This is a genomic window from Olsenella sp. KH3B4, assembly GCA_900111695.1.
Lineage (GTDB): Bacteria > Actinomycetota > Coriobacteriia > Coriobacteriales > Atopobiaceae > Tractidigestivibacter.
The window spans coordinates 39,503-57,950 of sequence record FOHD01000009.1 but is presented as its reverse complement, the minus strand read 5'-3'; the positions used below and the strand labels follow the sequence as shown (position 1 = coordinate 57,950).

Below are 18,448 nucleotides of genomic sequence, written 5' to 3'. Positions count from 1 at the left end.
GTGGCGTCAATCCGGCGCCACGGCGGGGGCTACTCTGCATCAAAGCCGCAAAGCGCCTAGAGCTTCTCGTCCAGGCCATGAAGCATGTCGGCAGACCTTCTCAGCGCCTCTAGCTCGTCCGGGAGAAGGTCAATCTCCACAATCTCCTTGGCACCGGTACTGTCGACAATCGTAGGCACCGAGAGGAACGTGTCACGGATGCCGTACTGCCCGTCGAGGTAGACCGAGACCGGCATGATGCGGTTCTCGTCAAAGAGAATCGACTTGGCAATGGAAGCCGTGCTTGACGCAATACCGTAGCAGGTGTTTCCCTTGCGGCTGAAGATGTCCCATCCGGCCTTCACCGTGCGCTTGCGCAGCTCGTCGGGGGTAACGCCACGCGTGCGCGAGGCATTGTCGCGCAGCACGTCGTCCACGCGCTTGCCACCAATGGTTGCGCTGTTCCACGAGACAATCTCCGAATCGCCGTGCTCGCCGAGAACAAAGGCCTCGACGCTGTTGGAGGCCAGGTCGTACATGTCGGAGAGCGCACGGCATAGTCGTGCCGAGTCCAGCAGCGTGCCAGAGCCAATGACGCGCTCGCGTGGCAGACCCGAGAGCTTCCACGTGTAGTAGCTCATCACGTCGACGGGGTTCGAGACAACCAGGAAGATGCCGTCGAAGCCCGACGCCATGACCTGTTCGACCACCGAGCGCACCACACCCAGGCTGGGCTTGAGCATCTCGAGTCGGTCGTTGGAGTCCTTGGGCATGGGCGCCGCCGCAGTGATGATGACAATGTCTGCGTCCGAGCATTCGCTGTAGTCGCCGGCGTGCACGTTAACGTTGCGGTTCATAAAGAAGACCGAGTCGCGCATGTCGGGCGCCTCGCCCACCGCATGCTCGTGGTTTACGTCGATGAGACACACATCACCACAAAGCCCCTGGTTAATGATGCTGAACGCGGTGGTCGAGCCGACCTTGCCGGCGCCCACGATAACGACCTTGGTGTCCTTGAAGCTCATGTGGTTCCCCTTTCTGGCTCGCGGACGCTTGGACTGCCAGGCAATGCCAGGGGCCAGCGCCACGTGACGAGCCTAGCCCCACGCACAGGCGCACTCAAGACCACTCACGATTCCTCGCAGCACAAGCGCAATTGGCAGGCTGGGAGTCACCTTGGACAGTTGACATGCTTGCTCAGGCGAGTAGGGCACGTGCACAAAGCCAGCGCGTACTGCGGAATGGGACGTCGCAAGCGCATGAAGTGCCGAGAAGAGCACCGCGTTGCAAACGTAGGTTCCCGCGGAGTACGAGACTGCAGCTGGGACGCCAGCATCAATCATTGCCTGTGCCATTGCACGAACGGGCAGAGTCGAGAAGTACGCATCCGGCGCGCCCGCCGAGAGGCGCATGCCTTGCGGTTGCGCGCCGTCGTTGTCGGAAATGCGCGCGTCGGCGTAGTTTATGCCCACGAACTCAGGCGTCACCTTGGCACGGCCTCCCGCCTGACCCAGGCAGAGCACGACGGAGGGGTTCTCGCGCCGGATTGCGTTAAGCACGGCAGCCGGCCCGCGACGAAACGACACGGGGATTCGCTCGCAGACCACGGCTCGGCCGGCAATGACTGTGGGCAGCGCATTTGCCACCTCCCACGAGGGGTTTGTTTGCTCGCCGCCAAAGGGCTCGAAACCCGTGACCAGGATCTTCTCCATACGTGCCACCTCCCGTGGACAAAGAGTCGCGCTCACCCAGAAGACGGGTGCCCGGCAGTACTCTAGCGGTCGAAGGTGAACGTGATGCCGATAAAAGGCTGCCAGCCGCCGCGTTTCTTGGCTGCCCTGCGGCGGTTCTCCTCTTCTTGCTCACGGTCCTCCTCGTTACACATGCGCTTGAATTCCTCGAAGCTAAGCTCTCCGCTACGGTACTGCTCAAGTGCGTCATCCAGCTCATCATGCATGTAGCTTGCCATAGCGGCCTCCTGACCTGGGACCAACGTACCAAAGCCGTTGCTTTGGATTGGACCGAATATACCCGACGGACGCGACAATAATTAGGGATTCAGGATTGGATACCGGGAGGCTCGCGCACGTATTGCAGACGTCATTGGGAGAATGCCGCGGATTCCGAACGGTTAGGATTTTTCCGAACGGTTAGGGTGCCTTAAACTGCGAGGGCGCGCGGCATCCCCGGACATGCCGCGGATTCCAAACGGTTAGCCCGTCTTAAACGTTCGGTTTTTTCCGAAACTTCGAATTGCGGCGGCAACTGGGCGGGCGGTAATGCGCCAAAGCGCTGGCCGGCGCGCAAAACTGCCTCCCACGCGAATTACCTGCGTCTCCCCCACCTCGCCATAAAGTTAGTCTATTCTTACACGCTGCTAATTACGCTTTGGCAGCCGCCGCACCGCGCACCGCTGCCGCACCGCGAACCGCCGTGCCCAACGCCAACCGCGGGCAACCGTCCGCAGGAGGAGGGACACTATGATGGACAAGAGGCTCCTGACACTCGTACCAGGGGCAATGCGACACGTGCTCGCTACCGTGGGCTGGCAGTGGCTCGGCCTCGTGGGCAACGTGCTTCTCAGCTGGGAGATCTGCCGCGTCGTTGGCGCGCTCCTTCTCGGCACCGCGCCCAGCATCCCAGAGGCCGCGTTCGCCCTGGCCGCGGCCCTCGTCGCACGCCTGGCGTCCACGCGGCTCTCTGCCCGCGAGTCCTTCGTCGCGTCACAGGACGTGAAGGGCGCGCTACGTCGTCGAATATACGAGAAGCTCCTACGCCTTGGCACCGGGTACGCGCAGGACGTCTCCACCGCCGAGGTCGTGCAGCTTTCCGTCGAGGGCTGCGAGCAGCTCGAGACGTACTGGTGGGCGAGACAAGCGTGGACCAAGTGGACCCGGCAGCTCTCTCGCGCCACGTAACCATGGTCGCCGCAGATGCTCACGTGTTCTCCGGCACCGTGCGCGAGAACCTTCTTATGGCACGGCCCGAGGCAACGGATGACCAGCTGTGGGCGGCGCTCAAGACGGCTCGCCTTGACGGCGTTGTGCACGAGCGCGGTGGCCTGGACATGGCAATCGAGCAGGACGCGGCAAACCTCTCTGACGGCCAGCGTCAGCGTCTGGCGCTTGCGCGGGCGCTTCTCCACGACACTCCGGCCTACGTCTTTGACGAGGCAACGAGCAACGTCGACGCCGAGAGCGAGGAGCAGGTCATGGCGGCCGTCCGCGAGCTCTCGCGCGAGCGCGCGGTACTCGTGATCTCTCACCGCCTGGCAAACGTGGTTGACGCGGCGCGCATCATGTGGCGGATGCTGGGCTTTGTGAAGCCCCTGGCAGGCGTCATGGTTGTCTCGGTAGCCTGTGGCGTCGTGGGCTTCTTGACGGGCTTGACGCGCACACGCGAGCTGGTGGAGACAGAACGGGAGGTGCGCCAGGCAGGTGCCCGCGGATCCTCTGCCGTGAGCGCCGTGATCCTTCTCGCAACTATTGCCGAGCTCGCGCTTGGAGCGCAGCTTGTGTCTGGGGGCGACGCAACGCCCGAGGCCACCGTGCTGGCAACGGTCTTTGTGCTCTCGAGCTTTGGCCCGTTCGCGGCGCTTGCCAACCTGGGTGCAACGCTTCAGGGCACGCTTGCCTCCGGTGCGCGCGTGCTGGAGATCCTGGACGAGAAACCCCAGGCGGATGAGGTCGAGAACGGCGTCGTCGTGACCTTCTCGGACGCCTCCGCCGAGCACGTGGACTTCTCGTACGGGGCCGAGAAGGTCCTCTCGGACGTCTCCGTGCGCATCCCCGCGGGACGCATCGTGGGCATCTCCGGCCGCAGCGGATCTGGCAAGTCGACCCTGGCGCGTCTGCTCATACGCTTCTGGGACGTTGACCAGGGCCGCAAGGCATCGATACACGACTTCATCGAGAGCCTGCCCGAGGGCTACGACATCATGGTGGGCGAGCTTGGTGGGACGCTCTCCTCGGGCGAGCGGCAGCGCCTGGGGCTGGCCCGCGCGTTTCTCCACGACGCACCGTTCCTGCTCCTGGACGAGCCCACGAGCAACCTCGACTCACTCAACGAGGGCCAGGTGCTGCGTTCGCTCGACGAGGAGCGCGGGCGGCGAGCGCCGGACCCTGGCGGAGGAGAGCTTGAGGTGCTCTCGCGGCCAGGGCCCGGCGTAACTGTAAACAGCCGCGATTTGGCCGTCCGGCATTGGTGATGCCGTTGTTTTTTTGGACGCACGGCCCTGTTCGTCTCGCGTACCATTAGGCCATCGAGCAAGCTTGCGCACCGCTCGATTGGACATCCACTTTCTAGAGAAAGGTGAAGGCGCACTTATGGCATGGCTGTCATCACAACGCACCCGAAACCAACTATGCGCAGGTGGTTGGCCATGCTAGTCAAGGTTCCCCTCGAACTTGACGAGTGCCTGCAGCCACAATGGGATCGTACGCGGCTGGCATTTGTCTGCGCCCCGCTCGGCTTTGGCAAGTCCGAGTTTGCACGCCGCATGCTCCAGGGTCTTGACGTGCTCAAGATCGATGCCGCCGCTGTCGACGTTGCTCGGGCAGTGACCGTCCAAGATGCCGAGAAGCACGATGCCGTCCTTGTCGACAACATCCACGACTCTGTCACCAACAAGCAGGGATCCGCACTGGCAGCCGTTGTCTCTCGCTGCACCAGCACGCGCTTTGTCTTCCTTTCCCGCGCACCCATGCCCGGCTGGCTCACCCCCTTCTTCGCCAACGGAGAGCTGCTCATCGTTACCGCAGAGGACCTCTTCTTCACCGACGCGGACATCGCCCACCTACTTATCGCAAATGGGATTCCCTCCACGCCCGAGCTTGTGGAGCGCATCGCGACCGCGTCCGAGCGCTATCCCATGGCGGTTGCCACGGCTGTTGTTCACATCCTGCGCGACGGTGACTCAACTTGGGAAGCAAGCCTCCGCAACGAGGTCATGACATACTTCGAGAGCGAGTTTGAGCGCCGCTTTGACGAGAAGACCCAGGACGTCCTACTTCTGGTTCCCCTCTTCGACACCATTGACGACGACCTTATCGTCAATGCGCTTGGAGAGGAGGAGGGGTCGCGCCTGCTGAACGCCCTCCATCACGCGACGAGCTTCATCACTCGTGAAGCAAACACGTGGAAGGTCAGCGAGGGAATGCTCGACTTCTGCAAGTGGGAGCGTGCTCGTAGGCGCGATAACGTTGCTTCCATCGATATTGTCAACCGAGTCATTGGCTATTACGAATCCCGGGGAAACTTCAAGAGCGCACTTGAGCTTTGCTCACGGCTCAAGGATCACAGCCGCATGCTCGCCATCCTCGACGAGCACGCACGCCTCAACCCTGCAAGCGGCAGCTACTACGAGCTTGAGCACTACTGCCACGAGCTGCCAGAGGATGTTGTTCTCTCTTCTCCGCGCCTCATGCGCATCATGTCCATGCTGGAGTCCATGGCCATGAGCATCGCAAGGTCGGAGGGCTGGTACGACGCACTCGAAAACTACGCAAAGGCGCCTGAGCGCACGGCCGAGGAGCGTCGCCTTGCCCAGTCCTACCTGGCCTATCTTGACATTTCGCTTCCCCATAGGCAGCCGGCAAGCATCGTCGCTTCCGTTTCTGCGCTGGCCAAGATGCGCGGGGGCGACAACCCCGAGCTTATGCTCTCTGTTACAAGCGGCCTGCCAAGCGTTCTCAACGGCGGACGCGACCTGAGTCCTTGGGTCCCGTCCGACGATACGACCGCCCGTGCGATAAGCAGGGTTGCAAGCAAGGCGCTGGGGCGCATGGGCGTGGGCATTGCAGAGATCGGGCTGTGCGAGAGCAAGTTCGAGAAGGGCGAGGACGTAACGATCTACCTCGCACGGGTTAACGCCATGCTCCCCAGGATACAGCGTGCCGGGACCCCTTCGCTCGAGTTCGCCGCCGTGGGAATCCAGTGCCGCTGCCTAATCGATCAGGGAGACGCGCGCCAGGCGCTCTCTCTTCTCGGTGCGCTTCGCCGCCGGCTCTCGCAGGACGATAGCCCCGAGACCAGACGTATCCTCATGAACCTCGAAGCACTGCGCTGCCGTGCGTGGATGCGGCTGGGCGAGTGGGAACGCGTCCACACTTGGCTGGAGGAGAATGCGCCGGACCTCTCGGAGCGACTCTTCTACATGGATCGATACGTCTATATCACCGTTTGCCAGGCGTACACAGCGGAGGGACGCTTTTCGGAGGCCCGCATGCTCATGGCGGCGCTCACCGAATACATCACGCTGTGCGGCAGGGTCATCGACACCATTCACTTTGACATTCTGGCGTCGATTGCGGCGTGGCGCCTTGGCGAGAAGGACTGGGGTCGGTGGCTTTCGCATGCGCTGGCAGCGGCGCGCTGCTACGGATACGTGCGCACGATCACGCAGTACGGTGGCGCGGTGCTGCCGCTCCTGCTGGAGTTCTCCGAGCGCGACGATATTAGCGACGCCGAGAAGGAGCAGCTTGCGCGGCTGATCAAGGGGGCGCGTGCGCAGGCGTCGTTCTATCCGCAGCTCCTTGCTGGCACAGTCGACCCCTCCGAGCTGCCCTCCATTCAACTCACCGAGACCGAGCGACAGGTCCTACGCCTCATCTGCCAGAACAAGACCAACGCCGAGATTGGCGAGCTTCTCGGCGTGAAGCTGTCCACGGTGAAGACCCACGTGTGTCACATCCTTGCCAAGCTGGGCGTAAGCCGCCGCGCACAGGCAGCGAGTGAGGCACAGCGGTTGCGGCTGGTGTAGGAGCACGGGGGCGAGGGCGGCCACGAGGGCGGCGGTGGCGGCGCCGGGTGCTGGGGCGGGCGCGGCGGCGCTGGACGCGGGGGCGCCGGGCTTCTCGCCGTCACGCAAACGCGTAGCTGGTCATCGATATAGCGCCGAGGTTGCGAACGTCATTGAAGACCTCGGGCTTCTCGCCCTCGGAGGCGCCAAGGACCGTAAGCAGCGGCAGGTAGTGGTCGGGCGTGGGCACGGCGTAGGACGCATGCGGCAGCCGCTCGTAGGCAATGACCTTCTCGTCATCGCGCGCCTCTACCGCGGCGCGCACCGCGGAATCAAACTCGATGCAGGCAGGCGTGCCCGCGGGGTTGTTCCAGTCGGCCTCGCGCAGGTTGTGCACCACGTTGCCGCTTCCCAGCACCACAAACCCCTCGTCGCGCAGAGGTACAAGGCGACGTCCCAGGTCATAGGCGTAGCGGGCGTCGGCCAGGCCGTTCACCGAGAGCTCCACCACAGGCACGTTGGCCTTGGGGAGCATGTGGTGGAGCGGAGTCCAGACGCCGTGGTCGATGCCCCAGGTGTCGTCCACTTCCACGTCGCTGCCCAAGAGCTGCCTCACGCGAGCGGTGAGCTCGGCGCTGCCGGCAGGGCGATACTTGATCGCGTAGAGCTCCGGCGGGAAACCGTACATGTCGTTCACCTGACGCGGCGTGGGGTCGCTCTGCACGAGCGTTCCTCGCGTGAACCAGTGGGCCGAGACGGCGAGAATCGCGCGCGGCTCGTCTGCCAGGATTTTCTCGCCCATTGCGCGCAGACCGTGCGCCACCTCGTCATCGCGGAGCGCCATCATGGGATCGCCGTGGCCCACAAACACCGTCATCTGCCTTTTGTTTGCCATCTTGTCCTTCATTGTCGAGACTTGTCCATTAATGCTACTTGGTACTTGTTTTGTATCTACCTTCTGGGCTCTATTCTACGCGGCGAGAAATGCCATGCAATAGGTATCTTTTAAGGTACCGAGAACGACAGCTTGGCGCGCCACTCCTGCCCCGGCGGCTCCGATGGCCCCGGCTGCCCCGGCGCCGCACCCCCTTCCCGGAGAATATCGCTATTTCTTAATCCTCACCGAGGTTTCCCCAGTTGGCGCATGGCCGTTTTGAGAAATAGCGACATTCTCTGCAGATCGAGTCGGGAGGGTCGCAGTGGCGGCGAGAACCTCGGCACCGTCGTCGGCCGTAATCAACCCCGCTAGCCGCGCTAGCCAGTCGCTCTTCTCGGCACTACAATTGTCCCCGCCATATACCCCATCCCCGTACGGAGGCACCAATGAGAGACATCCAGGACTCGTGCAAGGTTGCCGTGGTACAGTCGCGGCCCCGGCCGTTCGACCGCGATGCCTGCCTGGCCGGGGCACTTGACGCCATCCACCGCGTGGCGGAGGAGCGCCCAAGCGACCTCGTTGTGCTGCCGGAGCTCCTCATTCCCGGCTATCCTCACGGTATGACCTTTGGCTTTGTGGTAGGCGCTCGCGAAAGCGGCAGCAAGGAGCTGTGGAAGCGCTACTACGACGGTTCGGTTGTGGTAGGCGGCCCGGAGACCGAGGCCATAGCAGCCGCGGCGAGAGAAACGGGTGCCTGGGTGAGCGTGGGCGTTTCCGAGCGCGACGCCACCTCGGGCACGCTCTACAACACCAACCTGGTCTTTGCGCCCGACGGCCACCTTGACGCCTGGCACCGCAAGCTCAAGCCCACCGGCGCCGAGCGCCTGGTGTGGGGAGACGCGCAAGACCACTACTTCCCTGTGAGCCAAACGCCGTGGGGCCCCATGGGCACCCTCATCTGCTGGGAGAACTACATGCCGCTGGCGCGTGCGGCGCTCTACCAGAAGGGCGTGGCCATCTACCTTGCCCCCAACACCAACGGCAACCCCGAATGGCAGGCAACGGTCGAGCACATCGCCATTGAGGGTCGCTGCTTTGTGGTGAACTGCGCCCCCTACCTGCTGCGCGACGATTATCCGGCAGATCTTCTCGCCTCGCCCGAGGTGGCGCGCCTGCCCGAGGTGGTGTATCGCGGCGGCTCGAGCGTAGTCGACCCATTTGGCCACCCCGTACCTGGAGGGGAGCCGCTCTGGGACAACGACGGCATTCTCTACGCCACGCTCGACATGCAGGAGGTACCTGCGTCGAAGTGGGAGTTCGACCCCGTGGGGCACTACGCGCGCCCCGACGCCGTGCGACTAGAGGTGAACGACATCTAGCCCCCGGCGCCACGCGGGATTGGGATTAAGTTCCCCGGCAATGGGATCCCATTCCCCGGCAATGGGATTCCATTGCCGGGGAGTTCAATCCCGCGGCGGGGCGCCCTAGCCCCGGTAGTAGTACACCGCAATCTGCGTGCGGTTGCGCAGCCCCAGCTTCGCGAGGATCGACGAGATGTGGTTGCGCACCGTCCCCTCGCTCATGTAGAGCGCCTCCGCAACCTCCGCGTTGCTCATCCCGTCCGCAATGGCGCGCACCACCTCTCGCTCGCGCTCGGTGAGCCCACGCATCTGGGGCTCCCCCTCCCGCGGCCGCTGCGCGCTGGCAGAGAGCTCCGCGGCCCTTGCCAGCACCTCGCCCTCAAGCACGCTCTGCCCCGCCATCACCGACCTCAGCGCCGGCGCGATGGTGGCCACGTCCTGCTTGATGAGGTAACCGCGTGCCCCAAGACGCAGTGCCCGCACAATGTAGTCGTCGTCAGAGAACGTGGTGAGAAAGACCACGCGCGCGGCGGGATCGGCGGCCAGGATCTTCTCGGCAGCGCTCAGCCCGTCTCCCCCCGGCATCTGGATGTCCATAAGCACCACGTCGGGCGAGCAGGACGAGAAAAGCGAGACGGCATCCTCGCCGCTCGTTCCCGTTCCAACCACCTCGACATCTGGCTCCGCACCGAGAATAGTCGCCAGCGAGCGCACCACAATAGCGTCGTCGTCCACCACGATGACCCTCATGCCTGCCCCTTCCTGGGAATCGACGCGAACACCGAGAAGCGCCGCCCGTCCGAGCTCACCAGCAGCGTGCCGCCAAGCCCCTCAACCCGCTCGCGCATGCCGCGCAGCCCCATGCCGCGCCCCTCGAGGCCAGCCGCGTCCGCCGGCACGTCGCCGTCGTTCTCGACGCGCAGCTGCCAGATGCCGGGAAGCTCCGCCGCCCGTACCGTCGCGTGCGCGGCACGCGCGTGGCGGGCCGCGTTCGTAAGCGCCTCGCGCGTAACGGAAACCAGGCAGCGGCTCACCTCGGCGGGTGGCGCAGCCTCAAAGTTGCAGGCCACGTCTACGCGAGCGATGCCGCTCTGGCCGGCCAGCCGGTTGAGCTCAACGCCCACATCGACGGCCGAGTCCTCCAGCGCGTGGACGCTTGCGCGCATGGAGGTGAGCGCCTCGCCCAGCCCGTCAGAAAGCTCGCCCAGCTCCGCCACGACATCGGGATCCGCGCGGTGCACCACCTTGAGCGCCTCAACCTCGAGCACCAGCCGCGTGAGCTGGTGGCCCACGGAGTCGTGAATCTCGCGAGCAATGCGCGTGCGCTCTGCCAGCGCGGCGGCGTGTGACTCGTACTCGCGCGCGTCCTCGAGCTCGCGGTTCTTCTCGCGCAGGTCAATGACCTTATCCTGGAGGTCGTCCTGCAGGCCGTGGAGCTGGCGCTCAAGCCCAACGGCACGTCCGCAGCGCAGAGAAAGCGCCAGCGAGCAGGCCACCAGGGCGAGAAGAACCGCCGCCGTCCCCCCGGCCAGCCCCGCCAGCCACGTCCACACGACGCAGCACGGCGCCAACGCCAACACCCACCGCGCGCGAATGCGGGGCAGGTCGTAGCACGTGAGCGGCAGCGCCGCCCAAGCCCCCGGCACCAGCGCGGCAGCCACGCACGCCGCACAGCACACGGCCTCGGCGGCAACCGGCCGCCGCCCGCGGGCAAGCTCGAAGCCAGCGCTCGCGCCCACGGCAACGAGCAGCGCCACCACGCACACGACGTCCACCTCGCCCGTCAGCGCCACAAGGGCCAGACAGGCGAGAAGCGCCACACACTTGTCGGCAATTCTTTCCATGGCCGCAATTATACGAACGCCGTAAGCGTCCCCGCGCTGCGCGTCGCTCATCGGCTAAACCCATGACATTTGTCACCCCTCACCTGCGCAAGCGGTGACACCCCTCACTTCCCGCGCAGCAACAACAGCGCAACACTATTCCCAGGGCAGACGAGAGGAGCCACCATGGCGTCGAGCGAGGCCGTCGTTCGTATCCGCAACCTGGTCAAGCGCTACGGGGAGCTAGTGGCCGTGGACCACCTGTCGTTGGACATCGCCCCGGGCGAGGTCTTTGGGCTTCTCGGCCCCAATGGCTCGGGCAAGACCACTACCATCAACTGCATCCTGCAGCTCCTCTCGTACGACCATGGCGAGATAGAGCTCTTTGGCCAGCCCATGCGTCCCAACAGCTACCAGCTCAAGCGCCGCATCGGCGTGGTGCCGCAGGAGGTCGCCGTCTTTGACGAGCTCACCGTGCGCGAGAACGTGGACAGCTTCTGCGCACTCTACGTGAGCGACCGCGCGCGCCGCCGCGAGCTGGTGGACGAGGCCATCGAGTTCGTGGGGCTCCAGAAGTTCGAGGGCTTTCGCCCCAAGAAGCTCTCCGGCGGCCTGCTTCGGCGCCTCAACATCGCCTGCGGCATCGCGCACCGGCCCGAGCTCATCATCATGGACGAGCCCACCGTAGCCGTGGACCCGCAGAGCCGCGAGTCGATCCTCTCGGGCATCGAGCGCCTCAACGCCGGGGGCGCCACCGTCATCTACACCTCGCACTACATGGAGGAGGTCGAGCGGCTCTGCTCGCGCATCATGATCATGGATCACGGGCGCAGCGTGGCAAGTGGCACCGCCGACGAGCTCAAGGGCATGGTAGGCACGGGCGAGAAAATCTCGGTGGAGGTGGACGAGATGGACGATGCCACGCTCGAGCACGTGCGGTCGCTTCCCCACGTGCGCGCGGCCGAGATGGACGCCAGCGTGCTGCACGTGCAGTGCACCTCGGGCGCGCACAACCTGGCGGACGTTCTGGGCGTGCTCTCGGGGGCGGGCGTCTCGTACGGGCGCGTGCTCTCCGAGCCGCCCACGCTGAACGACGTCTTCCTCGAGATCACTGGCCGCGCCCTGCGCGACGAGGCCTAGGGGGCAACCATGCTCGCAAGCCTAAGGAACAGTGTGCTCTCGCTCGTGCGCGACAAGGCCCTCCTTGTGTGGGTGCTGGCCTTCCCCATCATCATGACCTGCATCTTCATGGGTATGTTCTCGGGGATCGAAGACGCTTACACAGCCGTGGGCTCCACGCTGGGCGTGGTGCGTGACGAGAACTACACGGCCGCCCTTGGGCTGGACGAGACAATCCAGGCAATCTCGGACGCCTCATCCGACCAGCGCATATGCGACGTCACCTACTACGAGAGCTCCGCAGAGGCGAAGGCCGCGGCAGACGCGGGCGAGGTTGACGCCTATCTCACGGTGGACGGCGAGGGCACGCCGCAGCTCAACGTTACCCACGCGGGCATCGCCGAGAACGGCAGCCTCCCCACCTCGTTTCTTGTCGAGGTTCTCGACTTCTACTTGCACGCGCGAAACGCCATCGAGAAGGTCGCGGTCACGCGGCCTGAGCTTCTCGCCACCGGCGACGCCCTAAGCGCCTTTACCGGCAACGCCGTCCAGACGGTGCGACTCTCCGCAACCAAGAACCCGCCCAGCGCCGACGCGCGCTACTACTACGCGCTTCTCGCCATGGCTACCGGCATGGGAGCCACCGCCGCAATGGAGTCGGTGCGTCGGCTTCTGCCCACCGCGGGACCGCTGGGCGCCCGGCAGACACTCGCCGCCGTGCATCGCTGGCGCATGCTCGTGGGAGCGCTTCTCGGCGCGTGGCTTTGCCAGCTTGCGTGCCTGATTGCAGCGACCCTCTTCATGTGGGGCGTCGCGGACGTTCCCTTTGGCGAAAACGTTCCGGGTGTGGTTGGCGCGCTTGCGGCGTCGTCGCTCATGGCGTGCGCGGCCGGCGCTCTCTGCGGGACCGCCCCTCGCATGGAGACGGGGATGATATCCGGCATTACCTGCCTGCTCTCGCTCTTCACGGGCCTCTACGGCACTGCCTCGCAGCAGCTTGCAGACTCCATCGAGGCCACAGCGCCGGCACTTGCGCACGTAAACCCCCTCTGGCAGACAACCAACTGCTTCTACGCGCTGCTCTACTACGACACGCCCGGCGCCTTTCTCGAGAGCTTCGCCGCCCTGCTGATGATGGCGCTCGTGTTTCTCGCCCTCGCGTCCTTGCGCATGAGGAGGACCTCGTATGACCACCTTTAGGACCTACCTCAAGATCTTCCTCTCCCACCGGGTCTACATAGCCATCTACCTGGTCATGCTTTCGCTCGTGGGCGTGATAATTGGGCTCTCCACGAGCCAGGCAGCCACAGGCGAGTTCCAGCCGACCTCCGTGAACGTGGCCGTCATTGACCGCGACGGGTCCGAGCTCTCGGCTGCGCTGGCGAGCCACGTGCTTGCGGGCAACAACCAGGTGGACGTTGCGGACGAGAAGCGCGCCATCCAGGATGCCGTTGCCCGCGACCAGGTGAGCTACCTGCTCGTTATTCCCGAGGGCTGGGGAGAGGGACTGCTCGACGCGGCACGACGGGGCACGCAGGCGCCCAATCTCGAGACGTACGTCTCGTACTACTCGGGCGCCGGCAGGCTTGTGGACGTGGAGGCCACCGGCTACGCCGACGGGCTCTATGGCATGGCGGCAACGCTGGGCGGCAGCGAGGCGGACGTGGTTGCCGCCACGGACGCGTCGTGGGAGGGCTCCACGCGGGTGAGCATGATCGAGCAGGCCGCGGCACCGCTGCCGGCGAGCATCGTCACGGCCGCAGAGTTCGCCTCGTACCCCATCTTCTCGAGCGCGATGGTCTGCATCGCGGTGCTCATGTCCTCTGTGGGGCGCCAGCCCGTGCGTGACCGCAGGCTGGCCTCGCCCGAGCCCGCCCATGCGCGCAACCTGGCGCTTCTCGGCGCCTGCGTCACGATTGCGCTTATCGCCTGGGTGTGGAACTTTGGCCTTGAGGTTGTGGTGTTTGGCGGTTCTGCTCTGGGGAGCTCGCCCGTGCAGGTGGCGCTTGTGGGGGCAGCGCTTCTCGTCTATGCGCTGGTGTCCGCAAGCGTGGGCTTTCTCGCCGGGCAGCTTGGCGTGAGCGAGAACGCCGCCAACGCGCTTGCGAACATCCTTGGCATGGTGATGTCGTTTCTCGGCGGGGCGTGGACGGGGCTCTCGCTGCTGCCCGACGAGCTTCTCGCCGTGGCGCACTTCACGCCGGCGTACTGGGCGACGCTGGTGATTGACGGCGCGGCAGGCATGGGCGAGGTGAGCGGCGCGACCGTGATGCCGCTCGTGGGCAACCTAGGCGTGTGTGCGCTCTTTGGCGTGGCGGCGGTGCTCGTGGGGTTGGTGCTGGGTCGCAGCCGCGCCCGCGCCCAGGTGGCCTAGCCCCGCGGGATTAAGTTCCCCGGCAATGGGATTCCATTCCCCGGCAACGGGATCCCATTGCCGGGGAAGAAAATCCCGCGAGCTAGAAGGTGACGTTGCCAAACTCCGAGAGGCGCAGGTCGGGGTTGTGCTCGATGGCCCAGTCCAGGTTCCAGTCGCTCGTGAACAGCAGCAGCCGGCCGCCGCGCATGTCCTCCACGCGGCAGGTCTCGCGCGTGAGCTTGAGCTTACGCACGTCCAGCTCCTCGGGCGAGTTCTGGATCCAGCGGATAATCGAGTACGGCAGCGACGTCCTGCTCACCTCGACGTGGTACTCGCTCTTGAGGCGCTGCTCCAGCACCTCGAACTGCAGCACGCCAACGGCGCCCACAATAACGCTCTCGAGGCCCGTCCCAAGCTCGCGGAAGATCTGGATCGCGCCCTCCTGCGCCAGCTCCTCCATGCCCTTCACGAACTGCTTGCGCTTGAGGGTGTCCACCTGCGTGATGCGGGCGAAGTGCTCCGGCGCAAAGGTGGGGATGGGCGGGTACTGCACGCGCATGCCCGGCGCGCAGATGGTGTCGCCAATCGAGAAGAGGCCCGGGTCGAAGAGGCCCACGATGTCGCCGGCGTACGCCTCGTCCACAGTGGCGCGGTCGTCTGCCATCATCGCCGTACCGGTTGCAAGCTTGATGGTGCGGTCACCTTGCATGTGGTAGGCGTCCATGCCGCGCTCGAACTTCCCCGAGCAGATGCGCACGAAGGCGATGCGGTCGCGGTGGCGGCGGTCCATGTTGGCCTGGATCTTGAAGACAAAGCCCGAGAACTCGTCGCGCGAGGGGTCCACGGCCTCGCCGCTCAACGTATCGGTGTAGGAGAGCGGCGGCGGAGCCAGGCGCAGGAAGTCCTTGAGGAAGGGCTCCACGCCAAAGTTGGTGAGGGCCGAGCCAAAGAACACCGGCGTCAGGCGGCCGTGGCGAACGGCATTGAGGTCAAACTCGTTGTCCGCGCCATCGAGCAGCTCGATGTCGTCCATCAGGTTCTTGTGGTTCTCCTCGCCGATAAGCTCGTCCAGCGCGGGGTCGCCCAGCTCGGCCTCGATCTCGCCCACCTTCTTGGTGGCGTTTGCGTGGCCGTCTCCCTCGAAGGCAATCACACGGCGAGAGTTGCGGTCGAAGACGCCCTTGAAGTTGCGCCCCGAGCCAATGGGCCAGGTCATGGGATAGGTGCCGATCCCCAGCACGTCCTCGATCTCCTCCATGAGGTCGAAGGGGTCACGCGTGTCGTGGTCGAGCTTGTTCACGAAGGTGAAGATGGGGATGTGGCGCAGGGTGCAGACCTTGAAGAGCTTGATGGTCTGGGCCTCGACGCCCTTCGCGCCGTCGATGACCATGACCGCCGCGTCGGCAGCCATGAGCGTGCGGTAGGTGTCCTCGGAGAAGTCCTGGTGGCCGGGGGTGTCGAGGATGTTCACGCAAGAGCCGTTGTAGGTGAACTGCAGGACCGAGGAGGTAACGGAGATGCCGCGCTCCTTCTCGATGTCCATCCAGTCCGAAACCGCGTGGCGCGCGCTGGCCTTACCCTTGACCGAGCCGGCGGTCTGGATGCTGCCGGTGTAGAGCAGGAGCTTCTCGGTGAGCGTCGTCTTGCCGGCGTCCGGGTGCGAGATTATGGCAAAGGTGCGCCGCGAGGCCACCTGTTCCGCAATGCTTGGCATGTGCTTCCCATCTTGTTTCTATGCAACTGACCTCGCGTATTGTAGCTAACGCCGGGCCACGTGCGCCGCATTGCACAAAATGCCGAGACGGACGAGCTCGTTCACGCAAGCGAATCGACGTCCATCTCCGTTATTTCGAATACGAGAGAAGCAAAGGGGAGCCAACCGCAACTCTCTCACCGAGCCTCCTGCGCACCCGCCGTGCCATACTGGGGCAAAAGCCAAGGAGGCACGCATGACAAGAAGTACGAGAATTGCGGACACAACGCGCGAGGAGCGCATCCAGATCGTAGCAGAGGCACTTGCCTGGGGCGATGACTGCGGCGATTGCTCGCTGGACACCTGTGGCATCGACAAGTTCTACCAGCCCTACATTGACGGCGAGCTTGAGCTGGCGGAGCTCAACATGACCCGTGCGAGCACAACTTACGTGCTTGGCGACGCGGACCGCGGAGAGCGTGGCACCAGCTGCGTCATGTAGGGCAGAGAGGCGGTTCCCATGCAGTGGGTCGAGGACAGGCTGCGCGAGCTAGCCGACAAGGACGGACAGTACCGGGAGTTCAACGCCCGAGTAGTTGCAACGGCGGACCCTGCCACCATGCTGGGCGTCCGGGTGCCCAAGCTACGCCGTCTTGCGCGGGAGGTCTCTCGCTCGGGCGACCGTGACGCGTTTCTCGCCGAGCTGCCCCACCGCTGGTACGAGGAGTACCTGGTGCACGCCTTCGTGCTTAACGAGACGAGCGAGGTCGCCGACGCGGTGCGCCTGTTGGACGCACTACTCCCCTTTGTGGACAACTGGTGCGTGTGCGACGCGCTTAACCCGCGCGCGTTCCACAACGAAAAGGCCCTGGGCGGGCAACAGCAAGAGGTGCTGTTGCCTCTCGCCCAGCGTTGGATGGGCTCGGGACACACCTTCACCAGGCGCTTTGGCGTATCGATCCTCATGCGCGACCTTCTCGGCGAGGGTTTTCACCCCTCGCAGCTGCGCCTGGCCGTGGCCGCGGACAACGGCGAGTACTACGTGCGCATGATGATCGCCTGGTACCTGGCGGAGGCGCTCGTTCCCCATGAGGAGGACGCCCTGGAGGCCATTGCGTCGTCCGAGCTTGACCCGCAGCTTCGGCGCATGGCCATCCGCAAGGGAATCGAGAGCCTGCGCGTGCCCGCAGAGACCAAGGATGCGCTGCGCCGCCTGCGGAGGTAGGTGCGGTATCTGCGCCGCCTGCGAACCGCAGAGAATATCGCTCTCTCTTAATACTGGCACACCTCAACTGGGAAAACGCTGCAGCCGTTTCAGAGATAGCGATATTCTCCGACTCTTGCCAGAGATGGGTCTGGCCCTCCCTGCCATTTTCCAGTGGATGAACCCGGCTCCCCGTAGGCTTTCCCGGGCTTCCGGCGGGGCCTCGTGTTCAAAATTTGCGAAGGAGCGACGCCGTAGGGTCACTTTTCTACGCACTAGCCGCGAACACCGCACCTCTGGCGCCAGCAAACAGCCCCGGGCCGCACGGACCCGGGGCCAGCCCCCAACGCAAGCACGCGGCGAACGCACACTAGAAGGCAAACGGATACTCGCCCAGCGTGTCGTACGTATCGTCATCGTAGACCTCGATGACGCCCTCGACGTTCACCAGCTGGTCAAGGCTCGCAACGTCATTGTCGCTAAACCACATGAAGCACTCGGCGTACTTCCCGGGCTGAATTGTTTCTACCAGCGCGGGATCCACCATCTTGCCGTCAACCGAGAACGTTCCGTACTGGGCGATGGCGGTGACGGACTTGTCGGACTTGTTCGTGATCTTGAGCGTGTAACCGGGGTCACCGGCCCAGTCGGCCTTCTTGTCAACGACCTCGATGGAGCAGATGTCATCATCGGCGATGGTCTGACCGATGGGAGTTACGGTCTCTTCGCCAGTGTCAGTCGACGTTGTCCCAGCGTCCGTTCCCGTTGCGGTCCCGGTAGCGGTACCGGCATCGGTCCCGGTCCCCGCCGTTCCCGTAGCCGTATCGGTACCGCTAGACGCCGCTCCGCTCGAGCCGCTTGTGGACACCGTTCCCTTCTCGAACATCATCTTAGTACCGTCCTGTTCCAGGGTCAGGACGCCATTGGCAAGCGTGGCAGGAACGCTCTGCCCCTCGACGGTGAACGTGGCCTCGGAAGCGCTCTTCGCCTCCCACGTACCAGACATCTCCTCGCCCATGACGTTGAGCGAGAAGGACTTATCCTCCTTGACGCTCAGTGTGATGGCCAGGCCCATGTCTTCCATGAGCTTGAGGTCCTCGGCGCTAGTTGCCTCGCCGTTTTCCTCCATGCCCGTAAGCTTCCAGTCGCCAACATAGTTCTTTGCCGCGTCTCCGCCACACCCCGCCAGCACAAGACACAGCGCAAACACCGACGCCAGCATTGCCACCCATTTCTTTCCGATACTCACTCTCACCACTTCCCTTCTGCTCTCCAATGGCACCGCACTCATACCGCC

General features: G+C 64.5%; 17 protein-coding genes. 9 read left to right on the top strand and 8 right to left on the bottom strand.

Annotated features, from left to right (window positions below; all coding sequences use genetic code 11):
* Window positions 1-56: 56 nt before the first annotated feature.
* The 3 genes from BMX94_RS08810 to BMX94_RS08800 form a co-directional block, all read right to left on the bottom strand.
* Window positions 57-1,004: an L-lactate dehydrogenase gene (locus BMX94_RS08810; RefSeq protein ID WP_091005686.1), complete on the bottom strand. Its 948-nt coding sequence runs from the start codon at window positions 1,002-1,004 to the stop codon at window positions 57-59.
* Between the two features lie 72 nt (window positions 1,005-1,076).
* Window positions 1,077-1,691: a pyroglutamyl-peptidase I gene (gene pcp / locus BMX94_RS08805; RefSeq protein WP_091005684.1), complete on the bottom strand. Its 615-nt coding sequence runs from the start codon at window positions 1,689-1,691 to the stop codon at window positions 1,077-1,079.
* Between the two features lie 62 nt (window positions 1,692-1,753).
* Window positions 1,754-1,948 (bottom strand): hypothetical protein, encoded by a 195-nt coding sequence (locus tag BMX94_RS08800; RefSeq protein WP_091005682.1) that lies wholly within the window; start codon window positions 1,946-1,948, stop codon window positions 1,754-1,756.
* 511 nt (window positions 1,949-2,459) lie between these two features.
* On the opposite strand from BMX94_RS08800, the gene BMX94_RS10540 reads away from it, so the two are divergent.
* The 3 genes from BMX94_RS10540 (at window position 2,460) to BMX94_RS08790 (ending at window position 6,739) form a co-directional block, all read left to right on the top strand.
* Window positions 2,460-2,897 carry a 6TM ABC transporter family protein gene (locus BMX94_RS10540; RefSeq protein WP_143052303.1) on the top strand — a complete coding sequence of 146 codons (438 nt, stop codon included), beginning with the start codon at window positions 2,460-2,462 and terminating at the stop codon, window positions 2,895-2,897.
* Window positions 2,858-4,186, top strand: a complete 1,329-nt coding sequence (locus BMX94_RS08795) for an ATP-binding cassette domain-containing protein (RefSeq protein WP_286160068.1) — start codon at window positions 2,858-2,860, stop codon at window positions 4,184-4,186. Before BMX94_RS10540 ends, BMX94_RS08795 begins: the two co-directional genes overlap by 40 nt.
* A 174-nt stretch (window positions 4,187-4,360) precedes the next feature.
* Window positions 4,361-6,739 carry a LuxR C-terminal-related transcriptional regulator gene (locus tag BMX94_RS08790; RefSeq protein ID WP_091005680.1) on the top strand — a complete coding sequence of 793 codons (2,379 nt, stop codon included), beginning with the start codon at window positions 4,361-4,363 and terminating at the stop codon, window positions 6,737-6,739.
* Between the two features lie 100 nt (window positions 6,740-6,839).
* Here the strand turns inward: BMX94_RS08790 and BMX94_RS08785 are convergent, their stop codons facing one another.
* Complete coding sequence (locus tag BMX94_RS08785; protein ID WP_091005736.1) at window positions 6,840-7,613, bottom strand: dioxygenase family protein; 774 nt, start codon at window positions 7,611-7,613, stop codon at window positions 6,840-6,842.
* 428 nt (window positions 7,614-8,041) lie between these two features.
* On the opposite strand from BMX94_RS08785, the gene BMX94_RS08780 reads away from it, so the two are divergent.
* Window positions 8,042-8,974: a carbon-nitrogen hydrolase family protein gene (locus tag BMX94_RS08780; RefSeq protein WP_091005678.1), complete on the top strand. Its 933-nt coding sequence runs from the start codon at window positions 8,042-8,044 to the stop codon at window positions 8,972-8,974.
* A 105-nt stretch (window positions 8,975-9,079) separates the two neighbouring features.
* On the opposite strand, the gene BMX94_RS08775 is transcribed toward BMX94_RS08780, so the two are convergent.
* Entirely contained in the window at window positions 9,080-9,706 is a 627-nt protein-coding gene (locus BMX94_RS08775) for a response regulator (RefSeq protein ID WP_091005676.1), read from the bottom strand.
* A complete protein-coding gene (locus BMX94_RS08770; protein ID WP_177171397.1) occupies window positions 9,703-10,800 on the bottom strand; it encodes a sensor histidine kinase in 1,098 nt (365 codons plus the stop codon). Before BMX94_RS08770 ends, BMX94_RS08775 begins: the two co-directional genes overlap by 4 nt.
* Window positions 10,801-10,965: 165 nt before the next feature.
* On the opposite strand from BMX94_RS08770, the gene BMX94_RS08765 reads away from it, so the two are divergent.
* From BMX94_RS08765 to BMX94_RS08755, 3 genes are read left to right on the top strand one after another with little or no spacing between them, the layout of a single operon-like run.
* Window positions 10,966-11,919, top strand: coding sequence for an ABC transporter ATP-binding protein (locus tag BMX94_RS08765; RefSeq protein WP_091005672.1), 954 nt, complete (start codon window positions 10,966-10,968; stop codon window positions 11,917-11,919).
* A 9-nt stretch (window positions 11,920-11,928) separates the two neighbouring features.
* Entirely contained in the window at window positions 11,929-13,098 is a 1,170-nt protein-coding gene (locus tag BMX94_RS08760) for an ABC transporter permease (protein WP_091005670.1), read from the top strand.
* The gene (locus BMX94_RS08755; RefSeq protein WP_091005668.1) at window positions 13,085-14,272 is read left to right on the top strand and encodes an ABC transporter permease; all 1,188 of its coding nucleotides are present in this window, start codon (window positions 13,085-13,087) and stop codon (window positions 14,270-14,272) included. The genes BMX94_RS08760 and BMX94_RS08755 overlap by 14 nt, the downstream gene beginning before the upstream one ends.
* 82 nt (window positions 14,273-14,354) lie before the next feature.
* Here the strand turns inward: BMX94_RS08755 and BMX94_RS08750 are convergent, their stop codons facing one another.
* The gene (locus tag BMX94_RS08750) at window positions 14,355-15,968 is read right to left on the bottom strand and encodes a peptide chain release factor 3 (protein WP_091005666.1); all 1,614 of its coding nucleotides are present in this window, start codon (window positions 15,966-15,968) and stop codon (window positions 14,355-14,357) included.
* Window positions 15,969-16,203: 235 nt separating this feature from the next.
* Here BMX94_RS08750 and BMX94_RS08745 point away from each other — a divergent pair, with 235 nt between their 5' ends.
* Complete coding sequence (locus BMX94_RS08745; protein WP_091005665.1) at window positions 16,204-16,449, top strand: hypothetical protein; 246 nt, start codon at window positions 16,204-16,206, stop codon at window positions 16,447-16,449.
* Between the two features lie 18 nt (window positions 16,450-16,467).
* Complete coding sequence (locus tag BMX94_RS08740) at window positions 16,468-17,172, top strand: DNA alkylation repair protein (RefSeq protein WP_091005663.1); 705 nt, start codon at window positions 16,468-16,470, stop codon at window positions 17,170-17,172.
* A 349-nt stretch (window positions 17,173-17,521) separates the two neighbouring features.
* Here BMX94_RS08740 and BMX94_RS08735 read toward each other — a convergent pair whose 3' ends face one another.
* Window positions 17,522-18,379, bottom strand: a complete 858-nt coding sequence (locus BMX94_RS08735; RefSeq protein ID WP_143052302.1) for a hypothetical protein — start codon at window positions 18,377-18,379, stop codon at window positions 17,522-17,524.
* Window positions 18,380-18,448: the final 69 nt, after the last annotated feature.

Bases quoted from the DNA above. Each gene is read 5' to 3' on its own strand.
- BMX94_RS08800 (WP_091005682.1), bottom strand. From the start codon at position 1,948: ATGGCAAGCTACATGCATGATGAGCTGGATGACGCACTTGAGCAGTAC.
- BMX94_RS08770 (WP_177171397.1), bottom strand. From the start codon at position 10,800: ATGGAAAGAATTGCCGACAAGTGTGTGGCGCTTCTCGCCTGTCTGGCC.
- BMX94_RS08765 (WP_091005672.1), top strand. From the start codon at position 10,966: ATGGCGTCGAGCGAGGCCGTCGTTCGTATCCGCAACCTGGTCAAGCGC.
- BMX94_RS08740 (WP_091005663.1), top strand. From the start codon at position 16,468: ATGCAGTGGGTCGAGGACAGGCTGCGCGAGCTAGCCGACAAGGACGGA.
- BMX94_RS08745 (WP_091005665.1), top strand. From the start codon at position 16,204: ATGACAAGAAGTACGAGAATTGCGGACACAACGCGCGAGGAGCGCATC.
- pcp (WP_091005684.1), bottom strand. From the start codon at position 1,691: ATGGAGAAGATCCTGGTCACGGGTTTCGAGCCCTTTGGCGGCGAGCAA.
- BMX94_RS08810 (WP_091005686.1), bottom strand. From the start codon at position 1,004: ATGAGCTTCAAGGACACCAAGGTCGTTATCGTGGGCGCCGGCAAGGTC.
- BMX94_RS08755 (WP_091005668.1), top strand. From the start codon at position 13,085: ATGACCACCTTTAGGACCTACCTCAAGATCTTCCTCTCCCACCGGGTC.
- BMX94_RS08790 (WP_091005680.1), top strand. From the start codon at position 4,361: ATGCTAGTCAAGGTTCCCCTCGAACTTGACGAGTGCCTGCAGCCACAA.
- BMX94_RS08750 (WP_091005666.1), bottom strand. From the start codon at position 15,968: ATGCCAAGCATTGCGGAACAGGTGGCCTCGCGGCGCACCTTTGCCATA.
- BMX94_RS08775 (WP_091005676.1), bottom strand. From the start codon at position 9,706: ATGAGGGTCATCGTGGTGGACGACGACGCTATTGTGGTGCGCTCGCTG.
- BMX94_RS08760 (WP_091005670.1), top strand. From the start codon at position 11,929: ATGCTCGCAAGCCTAAGGAACAGTGTGCTCTCGCTCGTGCGCGACAAG.
- BMX94_RS10540 (WP_143052303.1), top strand. From the start codon at position 2,460: ATGATGGACAAGAGGCTCCTGACACTCGTACCAGGGGCAATGCGACAC.
- BMX94_RS08785 (WP_091005736.1), bottom strand. From the start codon at position 7,613: ATGGCAAACAAAAGGCAGATGACGGTGTTTGTGGGCCACGGCGATCCC.
- BMX94_RS08780 (WP_091005678.1), top strand. From the start codon at position 8,042: ATGAGAGACATCCAGGACTCGTGCAAGGTTGCCGTGGTACAGTCGCGG.